The sequence below is a fragment of the Sulfuricurvum sp. genome, assembly GCF_049277495.1.
Classification (GTDB): Bacteria; Campylobacterota; Campylobacteria; order Campylobacterales; family Sulfurimonadaceae; genus Sulfuricurvum.
Map to the genome: position 1 here is coordinate 37040 of NZ_JBASYM010000013.1, position 24773 is coordinate 61812.

Below are 24773 nucleotides of genomic sequence, written 5' to 3' on the forward strand. Positions count from 1 at the left end.
CGATTGCTATTTAATTGGCGCCATTATAAACCATAGTTGTTGATAGCCGACTGAGAGGGAAATTGAGAGGGTGCTTTCCCGATTAAAATCGGGAAAAAAGAAGCTTTATTTACAATGTTCTAAAAGCCAGTTGAGCGTCATACGTACACCGGCACCCGTTCCGCCGTAGGTGTGGACATCCCATGCGCTTTCGGTGTAGGCTGAGCCTGCGATGTCGAAATGGACCCATTTTTCTTTCATGTTGTCATCGATAAAATTATCGAGAAAGAGTGCCGCCGTGATCGCTCCGCCGTAGGGTTTGGAAGAGACGTTGCTGACATCGGCAAGATCGCTTTTGATCAGTTTTTTGAGATGACGGTTAAACGGCAGATTACCGCAGTATTCGCCGCTTTGTTCCGCCGCAGTGAGCCACTCTTGTTTGAGTGATTCATTATGCCCCATTACGCCCGTCGTGTACGGCCCTAGAGCTACCATACAAGCACCGGTGAGGGTCGCATAATCGAAAATATAATCGCTTTTGACATATTCTTGTGCATATCCGAGTACGTCTGCAAGGACGAGACGCCCTTCGGCATCGGTGTTGCGTACTTCGATCGTTTTTCCGTTTTTGGCACGGAGGACATCGTCGGGTTTGTAGGCATTTCCGCCGATCATATTTTCAACGGCTCCGACAAAAGCATGCACTTCGATATCCAGTTTGAGTTCGCTGACTGCTTTGATGATCCCCATTACGGCACACCCTCCGGCTTTGTCCATTTTCATGGTTACCATGGATGTAGCCCCTTTAAGGCTTAATCCGCCGCTGTCGTAGGTGAGACCTTTTCCGACAAGGGTAATCACTTTTTTCGGATTTTCCGGTTTGTAGGCGAGATGGATAAGGCGGGGAGGGTTACTGGAAGCCCGTCCGACGCTGAGCATTGCAAACATTTTCTCATCTTCAAGGCCGTTGACATCGAGGATGGTACACTCAAGGTTATTCGATTGCGAAAGAATTTCAGCCGTAACCGCCATAGCCTGAGGAGTCATATCATAAGGTGTCTGGTTGACCAAATCACGGACAAAGTTAGTCGCTTTTGCTATCACCGTTGTTTGCGCGAGTATCGATTCCAAGGCGTCGATATCATTGACGCTTCCGTCATGGTTTGTATTGCTAAAGATGACGTCCAAGAGCGAAGAGGGTTTAGGTTCTGACTTATAAGCTTCAAAACGGTAGCTTCCCAACAATGCCCCCTCGATAAGCGCTTTAAAATGCCCCGGTGTATATTGTGCGATTTTAAGAGAGGTATAGGCATAGTTCATTGCCGTTTTGATTGCACTTGCCATACAGCTGCGATAAAGTTCATCGGATGCATCATCCGCAATCGCACAGACGAGCAAACGGTGTTCGTGCAAGGTGCAGAGCTGATCGGCTTCGGCCTTGAAGCCTGCTTTGCTTAAGAGCCCATGGTGCGGGTGAGTTTCAAATTGTTTCGGTGTTACAAATTCTAAGGTTAGATCAGCATCGATCTGTTCGAGCGGTTGATTATAAAGTTTGACGTTCACGGCGTTTCTCCAAAAGATTTTTTTCAAGTCGATTCATACTGAAGGTGATTGCCCAGATGATTAAAGCAATCATAGGGATTGCAAAATACCAATGGGCTTTGATCCATTTGAGGATCTCTAAAATCTCCGCACCGTAGAAATAGGCGGGGATGATAGTGATAGCCGCCCAGAAAATGGCACTGATAAAATTGATAATCGCAAATTGACGGCTGGAATATTGAGTCAGACCGATCGCCATAGGGATAACGGTTCGCATTCCGTACATGTAGCGCTGTACAAAGATGACCGGCCATCCGTATTTTTTGAGTAAGAGGTGGGCGATGGCAAATTTACGGCGCTGGGAACGAAGTTTGTTATGAATATAGCGTTTGTTAAATCGCCCGATATAGAAATAGATCTGATCACCGATAAATCCGCCGAATCCGCCGACTGCTATCGCGATAGGCAGAGACATATCCCCCATATGAGAAAAGATACCGGCCATAATCAGCCCCATTTCCCCTTCTAAAATACTCCAAAAAAAGAGGACGATGTAGCCGTATTCTCTAAGCCACCCAATTAACAGATCTTCCACGGATAGCCTTAATTATCGAAATTCAAAATTTGTTTTGCCTGAATCATATCTTTATCTCCGCGGCCGGAGAGATTGACGATGATGAGTTTACCTTCGATATCCGTTAATTTTTTGAGATAAGCAACGGCATGTGCGGTTTCAAATGCAGGAATGATTCCCTCTGCACGGCTCAACCAGACGAATGCATCAAGTGCTTCGGCATCGGTAATATTATCATAGCTTACCGTATCGTTTTCTTTGTGAAAGGAGTGTTCCGGCCCGATTCCGGGATAATCCAGACCGGCAGAAATGGAGTGGGCTTCGAGAATCTGTCCGTCTTCATCCTGGAGAAGATAGCTCATTTGACCGTGCAGTACCCCCGGGCGTCCTTTGAGAAGAGAACAGCCGTGTTTGTCGGTATCGACTCCCAACCCTCCCGCTTCGATTCCGATACAGCGGACTTCCTTGTCTTCGAGGAAGTGTTGAAACGTTCCGATAGCATTGGAACCGCCGCCGATGCAGGCAATGACGTAATCGGGAAGGCGATTTTCTTTTTCAAGGATCTGAGCGCGTGCTTCGCACCCGATGATCGCCTGAAAATCACGTACCATCATCGGATACGGATGAGGTCCGGCAACGGTTCCGATAATATAAAACGTATCACGCGCATGGGTGACCCAGTGGCGGATTGCGTCGTTCATTGCATCTTTGAGGGTTTTGGAACCGCTCTCGACTGCATGGACTTTGGCTCCGAGGAGTTTCATCCGAAAGACGTTGAGCTCTTGGCGTGCTACGTCTTTGGCACCCATAAAGATTTCACACTCTAATCCCAACAGTGCGGCGATGGTCGCTGTCGCCACACCATGCTGTCCCGCACCGGTTTCCGCGATTACTTTTTTCTTTCCAAGCCGTTTTGCCATTAACCCTTGGGCAATGACATTATTGACCTTGTGCGCTCCGGTATGATTCAAATCTTCACGTTTGAGATAGATTTTCGCCCCTAGTTCCGCAGAAAGGTTGGCGGCATAGTACAGGGGACTCGGACGTCCGACATAATCGGTAAGATAACCGTCTACCTCAGTCCAAAAATCTTTGTCAAAACGGAGTTCTTTATAGGCTTCTTCAAGTTCAAGCAAAGCAGGCATCAGGGTTTCAGGGACATAACGTCCTCCGAAGATACCGAAATGCCCTTCAACCGGGTCAAATTTCGAGGGGGTAGGGATATACATTAATCGACTCCAATCACAGTATAGACTTCAACAAGATCACGGAGTTTGGATTGACCGCTTAAAAAATCAAGCCCCATTATAAAACACGCTTCGACACATTCGGCTCCGACTTTGTTGATCAGATTGGCAGCGGCAAATGCGGTTCCTCCCGTTGCAATCAAATCATCGATCAACAATACGCGGGGTTTTTCGACTCCTGAAAAGGCGTCGATATGGATTTCTACTTCATCCACGCCATACTCAAGCGAATATTTTTCGGAGACGGTTGTATACGGGAGTTTCCCTTTTTTACGAATGGGGACGAATCCGACATTCAGCATTTGAGCGAGTGCGGCACCGAAGATAAATCCGCGTGCATCGATTCCTGCGATATGCGTAAGGTCATAGGTAGCGTAGCGTTTTGCCAAATGGCCCATCAAGACTCTGAATGCCTCTTTGTCGGAAAGGAGTGTCGTGATATCTTTAAAGACGATTCCCGGCTTTGGGAAATCGGGGATATCCCGAATAGCGTTGATTAAGATTGCTCTGTCGCTGATACTGAGGCTCATAAATCTTCCTTGATAAATTTTTATATAAGTGCGTCGATACGCCCTTCAAGCTCTTTGATTTTATTTTGGAGCCGATCCGTTTCAGAACGGTGCTTGGAATTGCGTTGTTTAAGTGATTTGAGTTCATTGCGCAAATTATTGAGCTCTTCGCTGAGGATATCAACATTTCCCAATGCCCGCTGAAGCTGAATTTGATATTTTCGGATTAATACTTCTGCCTCTTTAAGGGTCAGTTTCATCATTTCACTGCTGCGTTGTTCTTTAACCGTGATACTGCGAAAGTAAAACATTTTGACCAAAAAGAATATTGCCCCCAGAGTGACAACCGTGAGTAATGACCATTCCAAAAACATTTATTATCCTTTGATGGCCTCTAGTTTTTCGACCCGGCCGCAATGGCGTCCACCTTCGAATTTTCCGGCACACCATGCATCAAGAATCGATTCGGCAACCCCTTGACCCACGATACGTTCTCCAAAACAGAGGACATTGGCATCATTATGTCCCCGCGCGACGGTTGCGGTATAGGCATCGTGGCAGAGTGCAGCGCGGATACCGTGGAAACGGTTTGCCGCGATGCTCATTCCGATCCCCGAACCGCAGATGAGAATTCCTTGTGAAGCCGGATCGGCAAGGACATCTTCACATACTTTGACGGCATAATCGGGGTAATCGACTCTCTCTTTGGAAAACGGTCCTAAATCAATCACTTCATGACCTTTTGTACGGAGAAGCTCGACGGTAAAGTCTTTCAAATCAATGCCGGCATGATCGGTTGCGATGTAAAATTTCATAACTCCCCTTAATTCAATAAAAGATTTAATAGTGCTTGGATCGGCCACATTACCAATGGCGTTTTAAGCGGTGTAACCAATATGATGATGATAACAATCATTCCATAAGGTTCGGCTTTGGCGAAAAATTCGGCAATGGACCGAATCTTATATTTCAGAGAGAGATAAATGATGAAATGTGCGCCGTCAAAGCCGGGAATCGGGAGAAGATTGAAGACGGCAAGAACGACGTTGATCAAAAGAAGCTTCATGATGAGCAAATAGCCGAAAATATACAATATGCTGTCGGCTTCAGTCGGCTGAGCCAGGGAAACAAGTATAACCGAGGAGAGCGTTGCTAAAAAAAGGTTGTAGGCAATCCCGGCCAAGCTCACCTGCATAGCGGCATTGTACCCGCCGTTGCGGATGACCGTCTGGGTATTCACCGGTACCGGTTTGGCCCATCCGAACAAAAAGCCGCTGGAAGCACCCAGCAGCATCGGAAGAAAATAAGTCATCAGGGGAACAAGGACGGAGCCGAAAGGATCGATGTGGATAAGGGGATTAATACTCAGACGGCCTTGATTTTTTGCCGTATGATCGCCGTATTTATACGCTACCCAGCCATGCATGATCTCATGCCCGATAATGGCAACGAGCAGTGCAATGATCGCCGCAGCGATTTCGAGAAGATCAATAGAGTTCATAACTGGCTGCGTCTTCGCGTATTCTCTCTGCTGCAGCACGGCTCAGAGGGTCTTTTTGCTCTAAATCATAAGGTGTTTTACCGATGCGGTCCCATCGAACTTCGTAGTTGGCATCCAGACTGAAATAGACAAACCATGGAGTCCCCTCGATCAGGCCATAGGGAACCGCTCCCCAAAATCGGCTGTCATTGGAGTGGTCACGGTTGTCTCCCATCATGAAGTATTGACCATCCGGAACGATTGTCGGAGGAAAATCAAAAATGTATTCACCGTTTTGGATCATTGCAAAATCAGGGGTGTCACGTATGACACGCTCATCATGATGGATACCCGGGTGCTCTTTTGTATACGGGTCTTTGACCCATAATTTGCCGTCTTGCTCGATAAGTTCATAGCCCGGAAATGCTTTTTGGGCATACTCATCCCCCTCACGAGGGTGCAGATAAAGGATTTTGTCTTTCAAAAACAGTTCATCCCCCGGCAATGCGACACAGCGTTTGACATAGTGCAGCTGCGTATTGTTCGGGTAACGGAAAATGACGATATCCCCGCGTGATGGCTCGGCACCGTTAATGATATGTCCGTCTGTACCCGGAATCAGGGGAATTTCAAGAAACGGGATATGGGGTGTTGAGATACCGTAGGCAAATTTTTTAGCAAAAAGATGATCTCCCACAAGCAATGAGTCTTTCATTGAGCCGCTGGGGATACGAAACGCCTGAGCAACAAAAAAGATGACGAACAAGACGATAATAATCGTACCTGTCCAGGAGTTGGAAAAACGGTATGCTGAATGTGCGGCGCTGACTATTTTTTTCTTCAAAGTTTATTTCTCTTCTTCTGCATGAATTTTGGCGGCTTTAAGGGTATTGGAAAGGAGCATAGCGATCGTCATCGGACCCACACCGCCGGGAACCGGAGTGATGTAGGATGTTTTCGGTGCAACGGCATCATAGTCGACGTCACCGACGAGACGGCCATCCGGTGCGCGGTTGATTCCGATATCGATGACGATGGCTTCGGGGCGCACCATTTCCTCTTTGATCAGGTTGATGACTCCCGCGCCGACAAGGATAATGTCGGCCGCAAGGGTGTGCTTTTTAAGGTCATCCGTGAAAATATGGCAGATTTCAACGGTCGCATTTGCATTGAGCAGCAAAGCGGCCATCGGCTTTCCGACGATGTTGGATGCGCCGACTACACAGCAGTTTTTGCCTTTGGGATCGATGTTGTATTCCGCTAAAAGTTCCATGACCCCAAGCGGTGTACAAGGGACGAATCCGTCCAGCCCAGTCGCGAGCCGTCCGACATTGTAGGGGTGGAAACCGTCAACGTCCTTGGTCGGTGCGACTACTTCGAGGATTTTGGTGGTATCGATATGGCCAGGGAGGGGAAGCTGGATCAAAATACCGTCAATATTGGGATTGAGGTTCATCATCTCGATGGTTTTAATAATCGCATCCTGAGAAATGTCATCGGGCATTTCGTGGGTGACCGAGTAAAAACCTGCGCGGTCACATGCCTTTTTTTTCATTCCGACGTACGCTTGGCTCGCTGGATCATGCCCGACTAAAATAACTGCCAACCCCGGGACTCTCCCGGTTTGAGATTTAAGTTCTTTGGCCCCCAAGGAGACTTTTTCTTCGATTTTTTTTGCGAGCGTTTTACCGTCAAGAATCTGCATTTAATCACCGTCAAATTGTTTTTGGGTATGATAGCGATAAAAGACTAATAATTGGTTAAAGGGATCAGGTGCGCGGGGTTTTTATTCTATTTTTGGCATTCGTTTTTTCTCATGCTGAGTCTTTCATTACGAAAGAGGAATACGCCGCGGGACTCTATCATAATCCCAGAGGTGTAGGGTGCCATTTATGTCATGGCGAGAGCGGTGAGGGGAAACTGATCGCTCGCTATAAAGACAAAGGCGAAAAGAAAATTTTTGCGGGTGCAGCGATTCAAAAGCTCCCTTTCCGGGAGTTTTATATTCAGCTGAACAGCCGAATTCTTGGGATGCCCCGCTATTATCTCACCGATACTGAGATCCAAACACTTTACTATTATCTTCATAGAGAGGAGTTTCAACGTGCCGCTCAACAACGCCGAAAAACTAAATGATCTGATCACTTCAGGCGACAGTGCAGGCTTAAAAGCATTGGCCATTCCGGTTAGACGCCATCTAAACCAAACGCAATCGTTCCGCTCGTGCTTAATGCTCTCGACCCATAATCTCAAACATCTTTCCAAGATCCAAGAGTTGAATGCCGAATGTTTGATGCTCAATCTCGAAGACGGAGTAAGTCCTGAACAAAAACCTTATGCGCTGGCACTGTGTGCGATGGCGTTGGCATCCAATCCCCAATGCGATAAAAAATTGGTTGTCCGCGTTAATCCGCTGGACGAGGGGGGAGCGGAGGAGATCCTTTTTCTCAACCCCTTTATGCCGGATGCTATCCGTGTTCCCAAAATCCGTTCTGTCGCTGACGTTCGCCGAATACTGACGTTAGTCCATGAAGAGATAGAAGTGCATCTCTCGATTGAGACGAAAGAGGCATGGTTGGCACTCGCACAGCTATCCATTGATCCGCGAATCAAAGTGTATTATCTAGGGGTTCTCGATCTTTTCGCCGATTTAGGGCTTTCTCAGAGCCTGTTAACACCGGAAAATCCGACAGTACTGCATATGCTTTCTCATTTTTTATTGACCTCACGCGCTTGCGGGATCAAACCGGTCTCTTTTGTCTATCAAGATTACCAAAACAGTGACGGATTGCGTAATTGGCTGGAATTGGAAAAATTGATGGGGTTTGATGCCAAAGGGTGTATCTCTCCGGCTCAGGTTGATCTCATCCATGAAGCATTGGGATATAGTGAGAATGAAATTGCCCGATGCCGAGAGATTGTCAAATTGTTTGAAGAGCATGCGGCCAAGGGAATCAGCGGTTTTACGGATGAACGGTACGGATTTATTGATGAACCGATCTATAAGGGGGCAAAGACAGTTCTTGCCCATTGCAATTACTCTCCGATTACGACTTGATTTCTTCCTCTCTCTTTTGCTTTGTATAAGGCGTTATCGGCTTTTCGGATGGCTTCTTCTTGGGTGCTGTCATCCGTTTCGAATCCGCCTACACCGATACTTATAGTGAGGTGTCCAATGGTGTTGAACGTATAATCGGATATCGCATTACGAAGTTTTTCTCCGAGATTAAAGGCTGCATTTTGGTCTGTCTCAGGGCATATTATCATAAATTCTTCTCCGCCGTACCTGCCTAGAATATCGCTTTCACGTATATGAGTCGATAGTATTTTGGCAACGGTGGATAATGCATAATCTCCGGTTTGATGGCCATAGGTATCATTCACGCGTTTAAAATGGTCAATATCAATCATTAGCAAGGTTAAATCTCTTGTATAGCGTTTTGCTTTTTCGATCTCATAATGGAGTGATTCATCAAGTTTTCTTCGATTGAAGATTGCGGTTAAGCGGTCTATGGTTGAGATAATTTCCAACTCTTTTTTTGCACTTATATCGATACCGACCGTAATATAGGATGTGATCTCATTATTTTCTTCTTTAACCGGTATGATGGTTTCCTCCAGCCAATAGGCATTTCCTTGCTTGTTCATATTTCTAATTTCGCCTTGCCACTCTTTGCCCTGTTCGATTGTCTTCCAAAGTTCTTGATAAACTTTTTTCGGTGTTTCAGGATGTTTGATAATATTGATTTTTTGACCGATGAGTTCCTCTTTTGTATATCCGGAAGCTTTTGCAAAAGCGGAACTTGCCGTCGTAATGATACTGTTTGTTTTGGTGGTAACGGTGATCACGTATCGATCGATGATATCGGCAAATCTTTTAAGATCACGGTTGGAATACCAAAGGGCTTTTTGAACTTTTGATGGTGTAAGCGATGCATATAATGCGAGAGGAATACTCAATAAGATACTTAAAATGATGACAAACAAAGCGGATTCTATATTAGATGCTACAAGCGATTGTTTATACTCTGTCTTTGGTTTCAGTATTAAAATGGCACCGTCTTCGTTATGTAAAATATCATCCAGAGGATACGCATAAAAATCTTCCCCTTTTCGAACACCGGCGATTATTTTGGAAGCTTCGATAGGAAAATCATCGACGAGTTTTGCATTAGAATCGGTATATTTTGACCATGAAAGTTTGTCATCGGGATGGAGGATGATATTTCCCTCTTTATCGATTATATAGTGGTCAAATACGGGTGATGAGCGCAAATTTGCTAAAATCTTTGTTGTCAGAATATTGATAATAACAATACCTTTATATTTGTCTTTGATATAAATGGGTGTTGCAACGCGAATAGTAGGTTTGTAAGGGATTTCTACCTTATTGTTTTCGATATTTAGATCCAGTTTTGAATGCCATATTTGTTCAGGTTTCATCTTGCTTACAGCTTGAAAATAGTCTCGGCTGCTTTTGTCTTGAAGTTTTGAGTTCTCTATGACAAACGGGTTGCTTGAATCGTTGATTCGATCAATCCGTATTTTTTCTTGGCCCGTTTCGTCAATATATCGTGTCTGCATGATAAGGTTGTCAGACATGGCGATTGCATAAAATAAATTGCTTACATTTTCTTTGTTTTTTTGAGTTGGCTGTTGGAGATACTCTTGAAGGATTTTGTTGGTTGCAAGTGCCAAAACCATACTGTCCATCTTCTCTATACGGGGAGCCAAGGTGTTGATTCTTTTATTGAAAGCTACTTCTTCCGCATTTCGCTCAATGCGATCTTTAATATTGATCATTTGGATTTTGTAGCCGATCAGCGATCCGAAAAGTGCTATGACAATGCCGAATATGACAAAATAAATTGTAAACATAACTCTAAAATTTTTATGAAGCATAATATTCCTGAGCTAAAATGAGAGATTTATATATTATACTGTAGGAATTATAGATTTTTATAATTTTTTAATCTATTTGTAAAATGCTAATATCCGGTCAGATTATACCAGACGCGATAACGGATAAGGGTCTTTTGCTCAGGGTGCGGATACTTGGAATAGGCAAGCTCGATGACCTCTTTGGTGGTGTCGTCCAAAATGGAGAGCTGGCTGTTTTTGAGAAAATGGAGATCGGAGATACTGCCATCAGGATGGAGATAAAACTCGATCATGTTGGTATCGTTGGTGCGGATGTTATCCGGTATGCGTGAACGGCCGTATCGATCCAGAACCCCTTGGGTAATGCGGCGCATGACTTCTTGGTTATCGAGGATATATTTTTGTTCCCCTTCGGAGAGTTCATTAAATTTATCGCCGTAAAGGCGCTGAATGCTATCGGCAAGTTTGGTGGAGCGCTGGGTTGGTTTTTCCTGAGCCGAATCGTCGGCTTTGGAGAGAATATCATAGAGTCCGGGCTCTTTTTTAGGGATACTTTGACGTTCGATTGTTGCAACAGGTTTCGCGACATGGCGCTCGAAGGCTTTTTTGGGTTCCGTAATCGGTTTACTCTCTTCCGGGGTGGACTTGACTGCCGGCGCGGCAGCTTTAGGGGTCTGCGCTTTGGTTAAGGGCTGAGCATCTTTAATCATCTGCTCCCCTTTGGGAATCGGTCGTTTGGTCGGCGGTTTTGGAATATCATTCTTGATAATCGCCTCTTTTTTGACATTCGGAAGTTCTTTGAGCGAGAGTCTGAAACGCTCTTCTTTCGGTTCCGGAGGTTTGGTTTGCGGGGGGAGTTTCGGTTTGATCTGATTCAATAGAACAAGCAATAATATAATGATTAAATGCACTAACAAAGCGATTAACAATGCGTAAAGAGAAAAAGATTGGGTTCGCTTCATAGTCTCAAAAAATATTTAGATAAGGCACGATCGTGTGCAATGTTGGGAATTGTATCTTGAATTTGCTAATGAAAGAAGCAGTTTTGGGAAAAATGGCCGATATTATCGGTACATTCCTCCCATGAGGGGTTCTTGCAACATTCGTTTAAAAAGCTACGCTATGATATCGTTGTTTTAAATGGAGAAATACTATGCAGCGTTTTACATACTTAATCATCTTTGTTATTGCTTTATTGATTTTTAAAGCCTTTTTTTTGGATGAATATCTGGAAGAAAGAGCAGCGTCGGAAGGCAATGCTTCCGTAGAAACGGTTCAGCAGGATGAACCTGCGCCTATCGTACCTGCACCTGTCGTACAGACGGTAGAACATGAAAAGAACGTCAGCAAGATTCCTGCGAGCGAGAAAGAAAAGATGCCTTTGGATAAATTGGGAGATTCATTAACGAAACACATCAACCTCTAGTTTGCTGAGTATTGGGAGTGTTTGTGCTTATACATGGATTTATCGGCAGATTCTACGACATGCAAGATATCTGCGCCGCGGGTAAACGGTGCCAGGCCGTAGGCAAAGCTGATCTTGAATGATTCTTTTTCAAATTTAAAATGGACTTTTTCAAAATAGTGGAGAATCGTCTCCATTTTTTCTTTGATTTCCAATGACGTTGAGTGTGCATCAAAAATAACGATAAACTCATCTCCTCCGTAACGGACGACACGGCCCTTGCTCTCTTTAAGTTTGGCAGTGACGTGGATTAGAACCTGATCGCCGACAATATGACCAAATTTGTCATTGATTTCTTTGAATTTATTCAAATCAACCATGACAATGGTACCGTTATCACGGAGTGAAAGTTTGTCATGGTCGAGTATCGTATCGTCGAACCATTTTCGGTTATAGCTTTTGGTGAGACTGTCTTCATAAACGACTTTCTGGAGTTCTTGGATCTCTTCTTGAAGTTTTTTTGTTTCTAATAAAATAGTATTTAAGATGGCTTGGTTTTTATTCTCAATCGCTATGATTGCCTGGTCGGCACAATCGGCAAGCGTGATGATATGGCGCACGATTTTTTCATCTAACATTTCACGTGTCAACAGTTCATCCGGTTTGAGCTCGATGTCACGTGTATGGGCCGCTTCATAATAGAGTTTTCCATAATGTGCCGGAAAGACAATTTTGAGATGTTGAATCGCTTGTTTTACTTCATTGGTAATTTCAATATGCTCTTCTTGCAGATTTTTCATTTTTTCCCAATGCTTTTGATATTTGTTAATTGATTGTAGTCCCTGTACCCTTTGAATACTCTAAAACAGACATAAAATAGATCGATTATTTTTATATCTTTCAATTGTAGAATCCTTTTTTTATCGGGAAAGCAATCTTTCCAGTTCTTCGGGAAGCATCGGCTTATAGAAATAAAATCCTTGGATGGAATCTACTCCGCTTTGGCGTAAAAATTCAAGCTCATCTTTAGTCTCTACCCCTTCGGCAAGGACACTCATATTTAACCCTTTGGATAATGCGATAATCGTTTTGACAATGGTTTGATTCTTGGGTTCATGGGTGACGTTTCGGACAAAGGATTGATCGATTTTAAGTTTGTCAATCGGAAGGTTTTTAAGATAAGAGAGCGATGAGTACCCTGTTCCGAAATCATCGATCGAGATGTTAAATCCTTTGGCTTTGATCAGCGTTAGAAGTGAGATCATTTTATTCGGGTTTTCGAGAATCGAGGTTTCCGTAATTTCAAGCTCGATCTGTTTGGGATCGCACTGCGTTTCCTGGATGATACGATCCAGGGTTGTCACAAAATTGATATGCGTCAGTTGGCGTGCCGATACATTGATCGCGATACGTCCATGCAATATCCCCTCTTTTGACCATTGAGCCGCGATTTGGCACCCCTTTGACAGGACAAATTCACCCACCTCCAGAATCAATCCGCTCTCTTCGGCGATCGGGATAAACAGTGAAGGAGAAATCATCCCTTCCGGCGTCGGCCAGCGCAACAATACTTCTGCCCCGATAATACTGCCTGTATGAACATCCACTTGCGGCTGAAAATAGAGCTTTAATTCGTTGTTGTGAAGCGCTTTTTTCAACTGAGTAGAGACGGTAGTACGCTGCAGGGCATTTTCAGTGAATTTCGGATGATAGAAACTGTAGGTATTTTTACCCATCTTTTTCGCATTGTACATTGCCGCATCAGCTTTTTGAAGGAGCTCTTCTGCATTGGTGGTATCCCCCGGATACATAGCGATGCCGATACTGGAAGTGATATAGACTTCTGTTTCGTCGATATTAAATGGGTGGTTGAGGGTATCGATAAGACGTTGCATAATATGATGGATTTCATCTTTATTTTTTTGACAGGACAACAGCATTACGAACTCATCACCTCCGGTGCGGGCGATAAAGGTATCCTGCGGAAATATACTCCTCAATAATTGGGTAACAAGGATTAAAAGTTCATCTCCGAATCGGTGTCCGTAAGAATCATTTATCTCTTTAAACCCGTCCAAGTCGAGAAAGAACAGGGCAAACGGATGATCTTCCTTCTGGTATGTTTTGATTTCCAGTGTTTCGACTAAACTGAGACGATTAGGGAGTTTGGTGAGGGGATCGTGATGGGCCATATCATCAAAATGTTCTTTTGCATCTATGATCGCTTGTTCATTTTCTCTGGCTTTCGTAATGTCTCGATAGATTCCATAGATACCGAATGTTTCACCTTGATCGGTGGTAAGCAGCCCTTTCGTCACCCAATAGATATACGTAGCCCCATTAGCCATAAGCATGGATTCTTCATGTTCTGTAAAAGATTTTTTTTCTAAGAGTTCATTATCCAGTTTGTTAATGATCTGTGCTGTTTCCGGAGGGAAAATTTCATCCGCAGTTTTTCCTATCGCAAAATCTGTCGGAACCCCTGCATACTGTGCGGCCGCTTCATTAAAAACAATATAGCGTTTATCCACCCCTTTGATGACAATGGCATCAGGAGAACTGTTGATCAGTGAATTTAAAAGAGCGTTTTGCTGTTCCAAACGAGTTTGAATCATTTTATATTCCGTAATATCCCGAGAAATACCGAAGAGGCCGAAAATTTCTCCTTCCTCGGTAAATAACGGTCCTTTGGTTACCCAAAATATTTTTTCTTGTCCTGCCGCAGTTGTCAGCTTCTCCTCATGATTGAGAATCCGCTTGCCGGCAATAATCGAACGGTCTATTTCTTGTACCTGATCTGCAGCTTCCGGAGAAAAAAGAACAGCATCGGTATGGCCGATCACTTTTTCAGGAGAGGCATCGACGAGATGACCGGCTCCGGTATTGAATAGAAGATAGTTACCCTCTAAGTCTTTGGCAAATATGGCATCGGGTGAACTGTTGACAATCGTATTGAGGAGGGCTTCGTGGTGCTCAAGTTTGATCTGAGCCATTGCTTGCTCGAAAATACGCCGTTTGTATTCGAGAAATTGTTTGCGCAGAATCCGGTAGCTCAGAAAAAAGAGCAAACACGCCGTCACTCCGATGAAGAACCACCCTTTGTACATTTGCAGACGGGTGATCTGACGGACATCTCTCGATGCTATCAGTTCAACGGCACTATCGGAAAAATAAATCCACAATACTCCGAAAATGAGGTAGACAATAGAGATTTGTAAAGCATTTTTAAAACTTTGGATATCTTTGCTTTCCATGGCCACCTCTTTTATAGGCAAATATTATAACACTCTTATCTGAAAAGGTGTCGATTAAAAAGACGAGATGTCTTTCTAGGCGATCGCGCATAGCATTGAAATGGGGAAATTTCGGGCTAAGATCACATCATTTTGGGTGCTTTAGGCACAATAAGGCTGTTCTGGAACACTCTATGCAGATGTCATTAAATCAATTAACAAGGACTGTATCATGGAACATCACGTCGTTATCGAAAAATTGTGCAGCTGCGCCAAAAAAGAGGGATTATCCCAAATTGCTACTTTTGATGGCAAAGATGCCGCGTATGAAGCGGCAGAAACACAGCTTGCGCACATGAACGGAAATTTTTGCGGTAAACATACGTTTCAGTTGGTTGAAGTGAATGACAATTTTGTCATCGGTATGGTTGGCGGCGGCTGCGGCTGCAAATCAGATCATTAAAGGGAGAAATTATGGAACATCATGTTGTCGTTGAGAAATTGTGCAAATGTGCAATTCGGAAAAATATGCCTCAGATCAAAACGTTTGATGACAAAGAAAATGCGATGAGAATAGCCCGTGCATGGGCGCAAGAGATGAATGAAAGCTTTTGCGGCCAGCATTCGTTCGGCGTTGTCGAAGTGGATGACAACTACGTTATTACCGTTGGGGAAGGGAGCTACTAGCTCTTTTGCTACATCCCCCGCGTTTTTTTGATCATCTCGTAGGCCGCATTGATCTCCTGCACCTTTTCGGTAGCCGTTTTGAGATATTCATCGGAAGCACCTTGAGCTTTGATGATGTCCGGATGATACTCCCGCACCAATGAACGGTAAGCTTTTTTCACGGCGTCATTTGTCGCATCCGCATTCAGACCCAAAAGGGCATAGGCCTGTGTGACTGAACTCTCTTTGACGCTGTGTCGATGGTATGACCCGAACCGGCTCAGCATGGATGCAAGTGCGTCGGGCGCGATGTGCAAATGTCCTGCAATGATGCGGAGCATAGCCTCTTCGCTTTCAGAGAGCGTTCCGTCAATATAGGAAAGATTGACGAGAAATTCCACCATTTTTTGACGTTTTTGGGGATCGTTTTGGAGTACCCGATAGAGGTTTTGGGCAATTCTATCAAGATTTTCCGCACTTTGTTTCTCTTCATCAAAGATTTGTTTGAGGAGATTTTTGGTTGCCTCGGGATCGGGAAAGAGAGTGCTGATATCGTTGAACATATTGCTGATAAGTTCCGCTTCGAGTTCATCGACACGGCCGTCGGCTTTTGCTATTTTTGCCGCCAACGCTACAAAAAGACCCAGTTCGCTTTGTTCCAGGTGCTCTTTTGTGAGAACGAAACTTTGAAATTGGCGTCTTGAATAGACGGCCTGATTACGTGCTGATCCCTTGGATATCCAGTAAAAAACGGCGATCACGAAAATCAAAAGCAAAATTTGCGTCATGGAAAGTCCTTTAAAAATATAAAGCGGTAGTTTATCCATTAATCGATAATGAAAGATGTACCGCCATCATAAACACGAAGTGCACTCAAACGTTAGAGGGTGATTTTTAATGCATCCAATAATGTTTTTTTGGAACCGTCGGGATCATCGAAATAACGGTTTCGGACCTCGTCTTCCAAAATAGCGAGATCATCAAACAATTCTGCATCGTCTTTGTGCGGAAAGTAGCGTGAAACTTCCCGACTGATCGCTTCGGCTTCACTCTCCGGCGTCTCATCGCTGCCGAACAGTCCGATACGGCTGCAGTGTTCTATGGTGGAGAGGGCCCGAAGATTGTAGAGCATATCGAGGCGGGTATCATCTGACTCTTTGTAGATCAGCGTATTGAGCGTTTCGATTTCATGTTTGTAGGTCTCGGTAGACTCTTTGATCTGCTGTAATTTTTCAGGGGTAAAACTCATAAGTATCTCTTTGGTGTGGTGATTGTGTTTGCTGTGCGAATTGTACACATACTTAGCAATACTTCAGGTTAATCATGCCGACTCGTACACTTCTTGCATCTATGATTTTAATTCACTCTTAGGAGTATTCCATGGTCAGTCGCGCTAAAATTAAAGAACTTATGAACGAGAGTGCCTGCTCTCACAGCAAAGACAAAAAGCCGGGGGAGGGATGTGATAAGCCTAAACCGGGGCTTGCCGCCGGAGGATGTGCATTTGACGGTGCCCAGATTTCTCTGTTTCCCTACGCCGATGCCGTCCATTTGGTCCATGGACCCCAGACGTGTTTAGGATCATCGTGGGAAACCCGTGAGACAAAAACGTCGTATAACGGACGCGATCATACACAAATGGGGTTCACGACGGGGATCAATACCAACGATGTCATCTTCGGCGGGGATAAACGGCTGGGCGAATCGATCGATTATGTCATGGAACATTACAAACCCGAAGCAATCTTCGTTTATTCGACCTGTGTCACCGCACTGATGGGTGATGATATCGATATGACCTGCAAACTCGGAAGCGAAAAGCACGGCGTTCCCGTCGTTCCCGTCCATGCCGCAGGATTTGTCGGGAGTAAAAACCTCGGGTCACGTTTGGCCGGAGAAGCGGTATTGGAACATCTCATCGGAACCAAAGAACCCGAAGTAACGACTCCATATGACATCAATCTCATCGGCGATTACAACGTCACGGGAGATATGTGGCAGTATCTTCCTCTCTTTGAGAAGATCGGTATCCGAGTACTGAGTTCGATGAGCGGAGACGGCCGTGTCGGTGATATCCGATGTGCCCATCGTGCAAAGCTCAATGTTATCGTTTGTGCGAAATCACTGATCACCTTGACGCGCAAGATGCAGGAGCAGTACGGCATACCGTGGATCTCCGTCTCGTTTTACGGCAAACGGGATACGACATTTGCGATTCGTGAGATCGTGAATGCTTTGGGCGATCCTGAACTGATAGAGCGTGCCGAAGCGGTGATCGCCGAAGCCGAAGCCGAGCTGGAAGCGAGCCTTATCCCCTATCGGAAACTGTTCGCCGGAAAAAAAGCGGTACTCAACACCGGAGGGAACAAAGCATGGTCGATTGCTTCGGGATTGCAGGATCTGGGGATCGAAGTGGTTGCGACCAGTATCGCCAAATCGACGCAGGATGATATCGACAAAGCACGCGAATATCTGGGCGAAAACGGTGTCTTGATGAAAACGCCTGCTTCCGAGCAGGGGAAAATCATTGATCAGACGGGAGCGCATATCCTTCTCGCCGGTGGACGCAGCCTCTATACCGCGATCAAGAAGAAGATCTCTTTCATTGACGTAAATCAGGAGAAAAAAACGAGTTACGGCGGTTACGGCGGATTGCTCAATCTCGCCGAAGACCTCAAATATGCGTTTCGTAATCCCGTATTCGCCAATGTCGGCAAAGCGGCGCCTTGGGAAAAATAATACTGTTGAAGAACCTTTTTTAGGAATCGTATCGCTGCAGAATAGGGCATAATATGCTTTATTGAGACCGATACGGTTGTTAAGGAGATTCTATGAATCAGGAATTGCATTATGTCCAACAGTTTTATGAGCTGACGATCGAGTTTTTGACAAATTACAGTTTTCAAATCATCGGTGCTCTGATCATTGTCGTTATCGGATGGTTTTTTTCCAAATACATTTTTAATCTATTGATCAGATTTTTCTCGACACACGATTTTGATGTGACACTCGGAAAATTTGTCGCCAACGGGATCCGGATACTGGTTTTCGGTGCGATGGTGATCGTTGCTATCGGCAAACTCGGTATCTCCATCGCCCCTTTCCTCGCTGCCGTCGGAGCCATCTTCTTGACCGCAGGTTTGGCGCTACAAGGGACGGTCGCCAATTTTGCGGCGGGAATCTCGCTGGTTATCAGCCGTCCGTTTAAAATCGGCGATACGATTTCGGTGAACAATATCTATGGGATAGTCGAAGAGATCAAGCTCGCCTACACGACGCTGCGTACCGAAGATGAAGAGATGATCACCGTTCCCAACAAGAACATGATCGGAGAGGTGATCGTCAACTCCTATGATTATCGGATCGTGGAATCGAGTGTCGGTATTTCGTACCATGACGATGCCGAAAAGACGATTGCCCTCATCAAAAATGTCATCGACGGATTTGAGAACCTCTCGGGGGATAATAAATCGATTGTGGGGATACAAAATTTCGGAGACAACGCGGTAGAGATCGGGATGCGGTACTGGGTTCCTACGCGTAATTATTTCAAAACCCAGTATGAAGTTAATTTGGCAGTCTACAAAGCGCTCAATGATGCGAAGGTCACAATCCCATACCCGCAAAGAGATATTCATCTCTATGGGCAAAACCCGGTTGCGTAGAGGCAGCTTTTAGGCCGAAAAGTTTTCTACAAGAGTCCGGTTCAAATTCTGGAGGGCAGCTTCGATATCAAAGCCCGGTTTGTAGACATCATGAACGGAGTAGCTTTTTAACGGGTGGGCTCCGCAAAATTGGAATGTCTTGTGCAAAGCGACATTCGCCTGATCGATACTCATTCCGTCAAAAAATCCGTTAAGGTTGTCAAACTCGCTTCGCGGACAGTTATAGGTAAAACTGAGCATGTACTCTTTCTCCTGCATTAATCCGCCGCTGCCGTAAACTCCGCCGTTTGAGCGTCCGTCATTCATAAATGTAACCGTACCGTTTCCGCCGGAAAAGATTTCATCGATATATTTTTTAGCCAGCCACGGCAGTCCCATCCAGTAAACCGGAGACTGGACGAAGAAGACATCAGCCCATTGGAACTTTTCGAGCTCTTCGGCGACGTCGTACCCTTCGTCGATGACCGTTTCCTTGACTGAATAGCCGTGGTCCGTAAAAAACTTTTTCGCTTCGCTGATGAGGTCATGGTTCAGGTTGCCGTTGGCGAACCCTTCGTATTTTTGATGGAGGTTGAGGAGGAGGATGTTTCTCATAATAGTCTTCCTAGCATTGGGATATTACAGGGATTGTACTCCGCTACGGTAAATGGGAGATTAGAATTTTTATTTCATGTTATATTATGATGTGATACGGAGAAATCATTTCAGTTTCTGATACGATTAAAGGACTGAATCGTATTAAAAAATTGTTTGATTATGGGGTGTTGGAGAGACATGGAAGCGGAAGAGGCGTTTATTATACGGTTAGAGAGATGAAATGAGTTGATTTTTACTATAATGAGCAGAATTTTTATTAAATTTAAGCTTTGTATAATAAGGTGAACCGTGAAAAATACAAATGAAATCCTTCGAAAAGATTTTGATTTACAAGTTGAAAATGCATCGAAACTTAAAAGTGCTATATTAGAACAATTACATAATTTATTTACTACAAATAATATAAGCCTTGGTGTCCCAATGGAAGGACGAGTTAAGTCGTGGGTGTCTATTGCTGATAAAATTGAACGTAAGATATTAACTTTACAAAAAATAGATGAACTTGATGATTTTATTGGAATACGAGTAATATTATTGTTTCTCCCAGATTTACAACGCGTTGATGCATTATTACGTTCAACTTTTGATATTTTAAGTGTTGAAGATACAGCAAGTCGTTTGAGTGAGAATCAATTTGGATATCAGTCTCAGCATTATATTTTAAAAATTCCATCAGCTTGGACAAGTATCCCCAGTTTTTCTCATCTTGGAAATTTTAAGTTTGAAATTCAAGTTCGCACTTTAGCTCAACACATTTGGGCAGCAGCTTCACATAAATTGCAATATAAACATGAAGACAATGTCCCGCCTCCACTTCGTAGAGCTATTAACCGTGTATCAGCACTTTTAGAAACAGCTGATTTAGAGTTTGAACGTATACTTAATGAACGTAAACTGTATGTTGAAAACGTAATAGAAAACCTTGACCCTAAAGAGCCTCTGAATGTTGATATAGTACAATCTATACTCACTGAATTATTTCCAGCAAATAATAAAGATGAGGATGAAAATTATTCTGAATTATTGGATGATTTATTTCATTTTGAAATCAATACTGCAGAAGAGTTAAAAAACATTATTCAAACGAATATGAATGCCATTATGGAAGTAGAGAGAGTAGAAGTTGAAAGTCAGACTATATATGGTGCAAATGAAGATTCAGAGCAACGTATTGCCAATGGTGTTTTTTATACACATGTTGGACTGACTCGACAAGCTTTACGTGAAGGGATAGGATATGCTCAAGTATCCAGTTGGTTATCCAGAAATATGAAAACGGAACCATTTTAATACTGATATGTAAAATATATAATTATTTCTTCTCGCACACTTCTTGCAATACTCCTTTTCATCAAGGAGTTGTCATGGAATTCTCCCTTTCACATCATGAACACAAACCGCTTCAAGTCAATCCGATCAAGCATTCCCAGCCGATGGGGGCGACACTCGCGTATCTGGGTGTCAAGGATTGTATGCCGCTGATGCACAGCGCACAGGGGTGCGCCTCGTATACGAAAGTCTTTTTTACCCGCCATTTTAATGAGCCTATAGCCGTTCGCAATACGTCGGTGAGCGATATTACTGCGGTACTTGATGGGGGAGACTATTCGATTCTGATGGCGATCGAAAACATCCAGAACAAAGAAAAAAATTTGAAACCTTCCATGATCGGTCTGCACACGACGGGACTCACCGAGACTAAGGGCGATGATGTGCGCGGAGTAGGGATGCACATCGAGATCCCTTATGTCTATGTCAATACTCCCGATTACGAGGGTGGGATGGAGAGCGGCTGGGCATTGACGGTAACGGCAATGATCGACCAGCTGAGTGAAGCTTCGACCGAAATAAAAACGAACAAGCTTGTCTTTTTGCCTCATCTGAGCATGCAGCCTATCGAGGTAGAAAAAATCAAATGTCTGTGTGAGGATTTCGGATTTGAGACCTATGCGCTTCCGGATCTCTCCACCTCATTGGACGGGTATTGGGAAGAGGGGCAGGGGAAACTGGCCAATGGCGGAATCACGGTGGATCAGATTCGTGATCTGGCAAATTCTTCGGTCGTGGTCAGTATCGGTGCGTCGATGAAAAAATCGGCCCTCGCTCTGCTCAAAAAGAACCCTCAAATCCAGCATCTGCATTTTGATCATCTGATGGGATTGGATGGGTGCGACAATTTTGTAAGCTCCCTTATGGAAATCCGACATACCGATCCTAAACCTCTGATGAAACGATGGCGCGCACGTCTGCAAGATGCAATGCTGGATGCCCATTTTTTGATCGGAAGTTCCCATTTTGTCGTGACGGGAGAGCCGGATATGCTAGTAGGAATCTGTGCATTGATCCGTAGTGTCGGCGGAACGATCGATGCCGCGATATCTACGACATTTAGCGATGTTCTCCATACGATTGAGGCCGAAAAAGTGTTCGTCGGAGACTTGGAAGACGGACGCGGTTTCTTCGAAAATGCGGATATGGTCATCAGTAATTTTCATGCAGAACGAATCTTGCACTCTTACCATCATACGGCACTCGTTATCCGAGGATTCCCCAATTATGAAGAGTTGGGGAATCAGCTCAAAAACGATCAGCTGTACGAGGGAAGCACGTACTTTTTGTTTGAAATCGCTAACGAATTGAGAAAGGTTAAACATGAACACTAAAATCACAATAGAGGGGAATGGAACCATGGATAATGCAATGAAAGTTGCTTTTGCAACAAAAGATATGGAAGAGATCAACGCCCATTTCGGCGGTGCGAGAGAATTTGTTGTCTATAACGTTTCCAAAGACGGATTTTCCCTCTCCGAGGTGATTAAAACGGATACGAACGATATTGAAGATGATGACAAAACCGATTTTCGGGTTCGCGCTCTTAAAGGGATCAACATCATGTATTGCGAAAGCATCGGCGGTACGGCGGCGGCAAAAGTCATCCGTTCTGGTATCCACCCAATGAAAGTAAATGAGCCGACATTAATCGAAGACGTCCTCAAAAGTTTAGTGCAGATGATCAATGGAAATCCGCCACCGTGGATTAAAAATATCATTCAAATGCAAACAGAACATGACGTAAGACAAGACAGATGGGCAGAAGGAGAATAACATGGAAGCAGAAAAAACAACAATGAACCCTTTCGGCACAGAATTGATACGTCAAATTCGTGCACTCGATCAATTCGGCAACTGGGCAAAAACCAGTGATGAAGAACTATTGATCAAAAAATATGTCAAAACAAAAGAGGATCTTAAAAATATCCCTCTGATCGCTGATATTGATGAGATGCTCACTAATGACATCAAAATGATTTACAAAGCGCTTGCTTTGGCATTTGAACGTCAAACCGGTGTCGTCTGCAACGTTATTATGGAGATGAGTCACGAAGGATTCGGACGATGTGCGGTAATCGCGGATCGTATCTGTATCGTGGACAAGTATTTTAAAGACGCACACCGTTTCGGGTTCCGTACTCTTGAAGCGTTGTTTGAAGACGGTGATAAGCACCTGGCCAATGCAATGGCAACGTACGAACAATATAAACCTTGTAACAAAATAGGATAAGGAGCCTACACATGTCTAAAATCGGTATTTTTTTCGGAAGCAGCAGCGGAGTAACACGAGGAGCGGCAGAATTGTTGGAAGAACAATTTTCGGGTGCCGAGCTCATTGATATGGAAGAAGATTTTGACGGTATCGAACAATTTGAAGATTTCGATGTCTTATTGATCGGTTCTTCTACCTGGGGACAAGGCGATCCTCAACGTGACTGGGTTGATCCGCTCTATGATTTGAGCAATGACCGTCCTGATCTTGAGGGCAAAAAAGTGGCATTTTTCGGTGCAGGGGATCAAAAAACTCATGGCGAACATTTCGTCAGCGCTTTAGGGAAAATGCATGATCTTTTCACATCATTAGGGGCGAGTGCATACGGATTTACCTCGACAGAGGGGTTTGACTATAAATACTCACTGGCTGAGCGTGACGGAAAATTTTGCGGATTGGCGTTTGATGACGTCAACCAAGAAGATTTGACCGAAGATCGTGTCAAAGGCTGGGCGAGTCAACTAAAAAGTGAAATGGGACTGTAGAGTCAAAATTGCATTAAGAGATATAAGGAGCATACGATGGGAACATTAGCCGAATTTCAAAAAATTACCGATACCGAAGATTTCTTTGATTTTTTCGATTTGGAATACGATGAGCGTCTCGTGAACGCAAAACGGTTTCATATCATGAAAAAATTTGGTGAGCTGGTTGATAAATCGAAAGGGCATGATATGGGAAGCGATGCAAAATTGCTGGAGTTTTATAAATTCGCCCTTATCACGGTCTATAAAAACTTTGAGAACGGCTATAGCCCATCCGCCGCAGATGTCTGGGAAATGTTCGATAAACCGAGCGCATGCGGAACCTGTTCGACCTCGAGCAGCTGTAATGATGTAGAGGAGGTCAGTCATGGAGTCCACGCCTGTACAAGCCAAGCAACCATCAGCTTCTGATTTTTTAGAAAAAACGGCTGATTCGGCACAAGCCGGCTTAGAGTCCTATGAACGCGACAGCGAAGCAATGCCGATCAATAATGAAGCACGGAAAACGAATCTCTACAAAATGTCGACCAAAGACGAGATTCTCTCCGTTTTCAGAGTCGGGCAACGAGTACGGCTCGTCAAAGCTATCCGAAACGACGGAACCTATCCGCATGCAAAAGTAGGGGATGTTCTTGTTGAAGCTGGTTCGGAAGGCTACGTTCGAAAAATCGGCGATTTTTTGCAGACAATTCGTGTTTATGAAGTCAATTTTATCGAAGAAGGGTTGACGTTCGGCTGCCGCGAGGCGGAGCTGGAAAATGCACTCGAAGATGACGGATACGACGAAGTTGCCGAAGAGTTGAAATGGCTCAAAGAACATCGCGCCCAAAGAGCTGCCGAAAAAGCGGCGCAATCTCAAGAAGAGGGGGAGTAATCTACACTTTTTGAGATTTGTGCATACCGTAT

General features: G+C 44.4%; 30 protein-coding genes. 14 read left to right on the forward strand and 16 right to left on the reverse strand.

Features of this window, described 5'->3' with window-relative positions; all coding sequences use genetic code 11:
- Positions 1–105 precede the first annotated feature (105 nt).
- From WAO38_RS03275 to folD, 9 genes are read right to left on the reverse strand one after another with little or no spacing between them, the layout of a single operon-like run.
- Positions 106–1542 (reverse strand): leucyl aminopeptidase, encoded by a 1437-nt coding sequence (locus tag WAO38_RS03275; protein WP_422234320.1) that lies wholly within the window; start codon positions 1540–1542, stop codon positions 106–108.
- Positions 1523–2116, reverse strand: coding sequence for a DedA family protein (locus WAO38_RS03280; protein WP_422234322.1), 594 nt, complete (start codon positions 2114–2116; stop codon positions 1523–1525). Before WAO38_RS03280 ends, WAO38_RS03275 begins: the two co-directional genes overlap by 20 nt.
- Before the next feature lie 8 nt (positions 2117–2124).
- Positions 2125–3324, reverse strand: a complete 1200-nt coding sequence (gene trpB, locus WAO38_RS03285) for a tryptophan synthase subunit beta (protein ID WP_422234324.1) — start codon at positions 3322–3324, stop codon at positions 2125–2127.
- Positions 3324–3872, reverse strand: coding sequence for an adenine phosphoribosyltransferase (locus WAO38_RS03290; protein WP_422234326.1), 549 nt, complete (start codon positions 3870–3872; stop codon positions 3324–3326). Before WAO38_RS03290 ends, trpB begins: the two co-directional genes overlap by 1 nt.
- Before the next feature lie 20 nt (positions 3873–3892).
- Positions 3893–4225 (reverse strand): hypothetical protein, encoded by a 333-nt coding sequence (locus tag WAO38_RS03295; protein WP_422234328.1) that lies wholly within the window; start codon positions 4223–4225, stop codon positions 3893–3895.
- A gap of 3 nt (positions 4226–4228) precedes the next feature.
- Positions 4229–4666 carry a ribose 5-phosphate isomerase B gene (gene rpiB / locus WAO38_RS03300; protein ID WP_422234330.1) on the reverse strand — a complete coding sequence of 146 codons (438 nt, stop codon included), beginning with the start codon at positions 4664–4666 and terminating at the stop codon, positions 4229–4231.
- An 8-nt stretch (positions 4667–4674) separates the two neighbouring features.
- Positions 4675–5352 carry a site-2 protease family protein gene (locus WAO38_RS03305; RefSeq protein WP_422234332.1) on the reverse strand — a complete coding sequence of 226 codons (678 nt, stop codon included), beginning with the start codon at positions 5350–5352 and terminating at the stop codon, positions 4675–4677.
- The gene (lepB, locus tag WAO38_RS03310; RefSeq protein WP_422234333.1) at positions 5339–6175 is read right to left on the reverse strand and encodes a signal peptidase I; all 837 of its coding nucleotides are present in this window, start codon (positions 6173–6175) and stop codon (positions 5339–5341) included. The genes WAO38_RS03305 and lepB overlap by 14 nt, the downstream gene beginning before the upstream one ends.
- A gap of 3 nt (positions 6176–6178) precedes the next feature.
- Positions 6179–7036, reverse strand: coding sequence for a bifunctional methylenetetrahydrofolate dehydrogenase/methenyltetrahydrofolate cyclohydrolase FolD (gene folD, locus WAO38_RS03315; RefSeq protein WP_422234335.1), 858 nt, complete (start codon positions 7034–7036; stop codon positions 6179–6181).
- Positions 7037–7104: 68 nt separating this feature from the next.
- On the opposite strand from folD, the gene WAO38_RS03320 reads away from it, so the two are divergent.
- Positions 7105–7467, forward strand: a complete 363-nt coding sequence (locus WAO38_RS03320) for a cytochrome c (protein ID WP_422234337.1) — start codon at positions 7105–7107, stop codon at positions 7465–7467.
- Positions 7436–8389, forward strand: coding sequence for an HpcH/HpaI aldolase/citrate lyase family protein (locus WAO38_RS03325; RefSeq protein ID WP_422234338.1), 954 nt, complete (start codon positions 7436–7438; stop codon positions 8387–8389). Before WAO38_RS03320 ends, WAO38_RS03325 begins: the two co-directional genes overlap by 32 nt.
- Here the strand turns inward: WAO38_RS03325 and WAO38_RS03330 are convergent.
- Positions 8368–10209 (reverse strand): diguanylate cyclase, encoded by a 1842-nt coding sequence (locus WAO38_RS03330; RefSeq protein ID WP_422234340.1) that lies wholly within the window; start codon positions 10207–10209, stop codon positions 8368–8370. The two genes, WAO38_RS03325 and WAO38_RS03330, sit on opposite strands and share 22 nt — an antisense overlap.
- A gap of 110 nt (positions 10210–10319) precedes the next feature.
- Positions 10320–11102 carry a hypothetical protein gene (locus WAO38_RS03335; protein WP_422234342.1) on the reverse strand — a complete coding sequence of 261 codons (783 nt, stop codon included), beginning with the start codon at positions 11100–11102 and terminating at the stop codon, positions 10320–10322.
- Positions 11103–11365: 263 nt separating this feature from the next.
- Between WAO38_RS03335 and WAO38_RS03340 the strand changes: the two genes are divergently transcribed.
- Entirely contained in the window at positions 11366–11638 is a 273-nt protein-coding gene (locus WAO38_RS03340; RefSeq protein WP_422234344.1) for a hypothetical protein, read from the forward strand.
- Here the strand turns inward: WAO38_RS03340 and WAO38_RS03345 are convergent.
- Positions 11635–12417 carry a GGDEF domain-containing protein gene (locus WAO38_RS03345; protein WP_422234345.1) on the reverse strand — a complete coding sequence of 261 codons (783 nt, stop codon included), beginning with the start codon at positions 12415–12417 and terminating at the stop codon, positions 11635–11637. The genes WAO38_RS03340 and WAO38_RS03345 overlap by 4 nt on opposite strands.
- A gap of 120 nt (positions 12418–12537) precedes the next feature.
- Positions 12538–14871: a putative bifunctional diguanylate cyclase/phosphodiesterase gene (locus WAO38_RS03350; protein WP_422234347.1), complete on the reverse strand. Its 2334-nt coding sequence runs from the start codon at positions 14869–14871 to the stop codon at positions 12538–12540.
- 211 nt (positions 14872–15082) lie between these two features.
- Between WAO38_RS03350 and WAO38_RS03355 the strand changes: the two genes are divergently transcribed.
- Positions 15083–15313, forward strand: a complete 231-nt coding sequence (locus WAO38_RS03355) for a hypothetical protein (RefSeq protein ID WP_422234349.1) — start codon at positions 15083–15085, stop codon at positions 15311–15313.
- Positions 15314–15324: 11 nt separating this feature from the next.
- Positions 15325–15537: a hypothetical protein gene (locus tag WAO38_RS03360; RefSeq protein WP_422234351.1), complete on the forward strand. Its 213-nt coding sequence runs from the start codon at positions 15325–15327 to the stop codon at positions 15535–15537.
- Between the two features lie 8 nt (positions 15538–15545).
- Here WAO38_RS03360 and WAO38_RS03365 read toward each other — a convergent pair whose 3' ends face one another.
- Positions 15546–16304, reverse strand: a complete 759-nt coding sequence (locus WAO38_RS03365; RefSeq protein WP_422234352.1) for a TerB family tellurite resistance protein — start codon at positions 16302–16304, stop codon at positions 15546–15548.
- A gap of 92 nt (positions 16305–16396) precedes the next feature.
- Positions 16397–16765: a hypothetical protein gene (locus WAO38_RS03370; RefSeq protein WP_422234354.1), complete on the reverse strand. Its 369-nt coding sequence runs from the start codon at positions 16763–16765 to the stop codon at positions 16397–16399.
- Positions 16766–16896: 131 nt separating this feature from the next.
- On the opposite strand from WAO38_RS03370, the gene nifE reads away from it, so the two are divergent.
- Positions 16897–18255, forward strand: a complete 1359-nt coding sequence (nifE, locus tag WAO38_RS03375) for a nitrogenase iron-molybdenum cofactor biosynthesis protein NifE (protein WP_422234356.1) — start codon at positions 16897–16899, stop codon at positions 18253–18255.
- Between the two features lie 92 nt (positions 18256–18347).
- The gene (locus WAO38_RS03380; RefSeq protein ID WP_422234358.1) at positions 18348–19181 is read left to right on the forward strand and encodes a mechanosensitive ion channel family protein; all 834 of its coding nucleotides are present in this window, start codon (positions 18348–18350) and stop codon (positions 19179–19181) included.
- Between the two features lie 9 nt (positions 19182–19190).
- On the opposite strand, the gene WAO38_RS03385 is transcribed toward WAO38_RS03380, so the two are convergent.
- On the reverse strand, positions 19191–19775 hold the full coding sequence (locus WAO38_RS03385; protein ID WP_422234360.1) for an NAD(P)H-dependent oxidoreductase: 585 nt from the start codon (positions 19773–19775) through the stop codon (positions 19191–19193).
- Between the two features lie 291 nt (positions 19776–20066).
- Here WAO38_RS03385 and WAO38_RS03390 point away from each other — a divergent pair, with 291 nt between their 5' ends.
- From WAO38_RS03390 to WAO38_RS03420, 7 genes are all read left to right on the forward strand, one after another.
- Entirely contained in the window at positions 20067–21068 is a 1002-nt protein-coding gene (locus WAO38_RS03390; protein WP_422234362.1) for a GTP pyrophosphokinase, read from the forward strand.
- A 74-nt stretch (positions 21069–21142) separates the two neighbouring features.
- Positions 21143–22441 carry a nitrogenase iron-molybdenum cofactor biosynthesis protein NifN gene (gene nifN, locus WAO38_RS03395; RefSeq protein ID WP_422234363.1) on the forward strand — a complete coding sequence of 433 codons (1299 nt, stop codon included), beginning with the start codon at positions 21143–21145 and terminating at the stop codon, positions 22439–22441.
- Positions 22431–22883: a nitrogen fixation protein NifX gene (gene nifX, locus WAO38_RS03400; RefSeq protein WP_422234365.1), complete on the forward strand. Its 453-nt coding sequence runs from the start codon at positions 22431–22433 to the stop codon at positions 22881–22883. Before nifN ends, nifX begins: the two co-directional genes overlap by 11 nt.
- Position 22884: 1 nt before the next feature.
- Complete coding sequence (locus WAO38_RS03405; RefSeq protein ID WP_422234367.1) at positions 22885–23340, forward strand: NifX-associated nitrogen fixation protein; 456 nt, start codon at positions 22885–22887, stop codon at positions 23338–23340.
- Between the two features lie 11 nt (positions 23341–23351).
- Positions 23352–23867: a flavodoxin gene (locus WAO38_RS03410; protein ID WP_422234369.1), complete on the forward strand. Its 516-nt coding sequence runs from the start codon at positions 23352–23354 to the stop codon at positions 23865–23867.
- 36 nt (positions 23868–23903) lie between these two features.
- Positions 23904–24278 carry a nitrogenase-stabilizing/protective protein NifW gene (locus tag WAO38_RS03415; RefSeq protein ID WP_422234371.1) on the forward strand — a complete coding sequence of 125 codons (375 nt, stop codon included), beginning with the start codon at positions 23904–23906 and terminating at the stop codon, positions 24276–24278.
- Positions 24235–24741: a nitrogen fixation protein NifZ gene (locus tag WAO38_RS03420; protein WP_422234372.1), complete on the forward strand. Its 507-nt coding sequence runs from the start codon at positions 24235–24237 to the stop codon at positions 24739–24741. The genes WAO38_RS03415 and WAO38_RS03420 overlap by 44 nt, the downstream gene beginning before the upstream one ends.
- Positions 24742–24773: the final 32 nt, after the last annotated feature.

What these genes read in the sequence shown, in the direction of transcription:
- WAO38_RS03330 (WP_422234340.1), bottom strand. Translation starts at nt 10,209, where the DNA reads ATGTTTACAATTTATTTTGTCATATTCGGCATTGTCATAGCACTTTTC.
- rpiB (WP_422234330.1), bottom strand. Translation starts at nt 4,666, where the DNA reads ATGAAATTTTACATCGCAACCGATCATGCCGGCATTGATTTGAAAGAC.
- WAO38_RS03365 (WP_422234352.1), bottom strand. Translation starts at nt 16,304, where the DNA reads ATGACGCAAATTTTGCTTTTGATTTTCGTGATCGCCGTTTTTTACTGG.
- WAO38_RS03410 (WP_422234369.1), top strand. Translation starts at nt 23,352, where the DNA reads ATGTCTAAAATCGGTATTTTTTTCGGAAGCAGCAGCGGAGTAACACGA.
- WAO38_RS03420 (WP_422234372.1), top strand. Translation starts at nt 24,235, where the DNA reads ATGGAGTCCACGCCTGTACAAGCCAAGCAACCATCAGCTTCTGATTTT.
- WAO38_RS03340 (WP_422234344.1), top strand. Translation starts at nt 11,366, where the DNA reads ATGCAGCGTTTTACATACTTAATCATCTTTGTTATTGCTTTATTGATT.
- nifE (WP_422234356.1), top strand. Translation starts at nt 16,897, where the DNA reads ATGGTCAGTCGCGCTAAAATTAAAGAACTTATGAACGAGAGTGCCTGC.
- WAO38_RS03345 (WP_422234345.1), bottom strand. Translation starts at nt 12,417, where the DNA reads ATGAAAAATCTGCAAGAAGAGCATATTGAAATTACCAATGAAGTAAAA.
- WAO38_RS03350 (WP_422234347.1), bottom strand. Translation starts at nt 14,871, where the DNA reads ATGGAAAGCAAAGATATCCAAAGTTTTAAAAATGCTTTACAAATCTCT.
- nifN (WP_422234363.1), top strand. Translation starts at nt 21,143, where the DNA reads ATGGAATTCTCCCTTTCACATCATGAACACAAACCGCTTCAAGTCAAT.
- WAO38_RS03385 (WP_422234360.1), bottom strand. Translation starts at nt 19,775, where the DNA reads ATGAGAAACATCCTCCTCCTCAACCTCCATCAAAAATACGAAGGGTTC.
- WAO38_RS03355 (WP_422234349.1), top strand. Translation starts at nt 15,083, where the DNA reads ATGGAACATCACGTCGTTATCGAAAAATTGTGCAGCTGCGCCAAAAAA.
- WAO38_RS03415 (WP_422234371.1), top strand. Translation starts at nt 23,904, where the DNA reads ATGGGAACATTAGCCGAATTTCAAAAAATTACCGATACCGAAGATTTC.
- WAO38_RS03360 (WP_422234351.1), top strand. Translation starts at nt 15,325, where the DNA reads ATGGAACATCATGTTGTCGTTGAGAAATTGTGCAAATGTGCAATTCGG.
- WAO38_RS03370 (WP_422234354.1), bottom strand. Translation starts at nt 16,765, where the DNA reads ATGAGTTTTACCCCTGAAAAATTACAGCAGATCAAAGAGTCTACCGAG.
- WAO38_RS03305 (WP_422234332.1), bottom strand. Translation starts at nt 5,352, where the DNA reads ATGAACTCTATTGATCTTCTCGAAATCGCTGCGGCGATCATTGCACTG.
- WAO38_RS03290 (WP_422234326.1), bottom strand. Translation starts at nt 3,872, where the DNA reads ATGAGCCTCAGTATCAGCGACAGAGCAATCTTAATCAACGCTATTCGG.
- folD (WP_422234335.1), bottom strand. Translation starts at nt 7,036, where the DNA reads ATGCAGATTCTTGACGGTAAAACGCTCGCAAAAAAAATCGAAGAAAAA.
- WAO38_RS03380 (WP_422234358.1), top strand. Translation starts at nt 18,348, where the DNA reads ATGAATCAGGAATTGCATTATGTCCAACAGTTTTATGAGCTGACGATC.
- trpB (WP_422234324.1), bottom strand. Translation starts at nt 3,324, where the DNA reads ATGTATATCCCTACCCCCTCGAAATTTGACCCGGTTGAAGGGCATTTC.
- WAO38_RS03405 (WP_422234367.1), top strand. Translation starts at nt 22,885, where the DNA reads ATGGAAGCAGAAAAAACAACAATGAACCCTTTCGGCACAGAATTGATA.
- WAO38_RS03295 (WP_422234328.1), bottom strand. Translation starts at nt 4,225, where the DNA reads ATGTTTTTGGAATGGTCATTACTCACGGTTGTCACTCTGGGGGCAATA.
- nifX (WP_422234365.1), top strand. Translation starts at nt 22,431, where the DNA reads ATGAACACTAAAATCACAATAGAGGGGAATGGAACCATGGATAATGCA.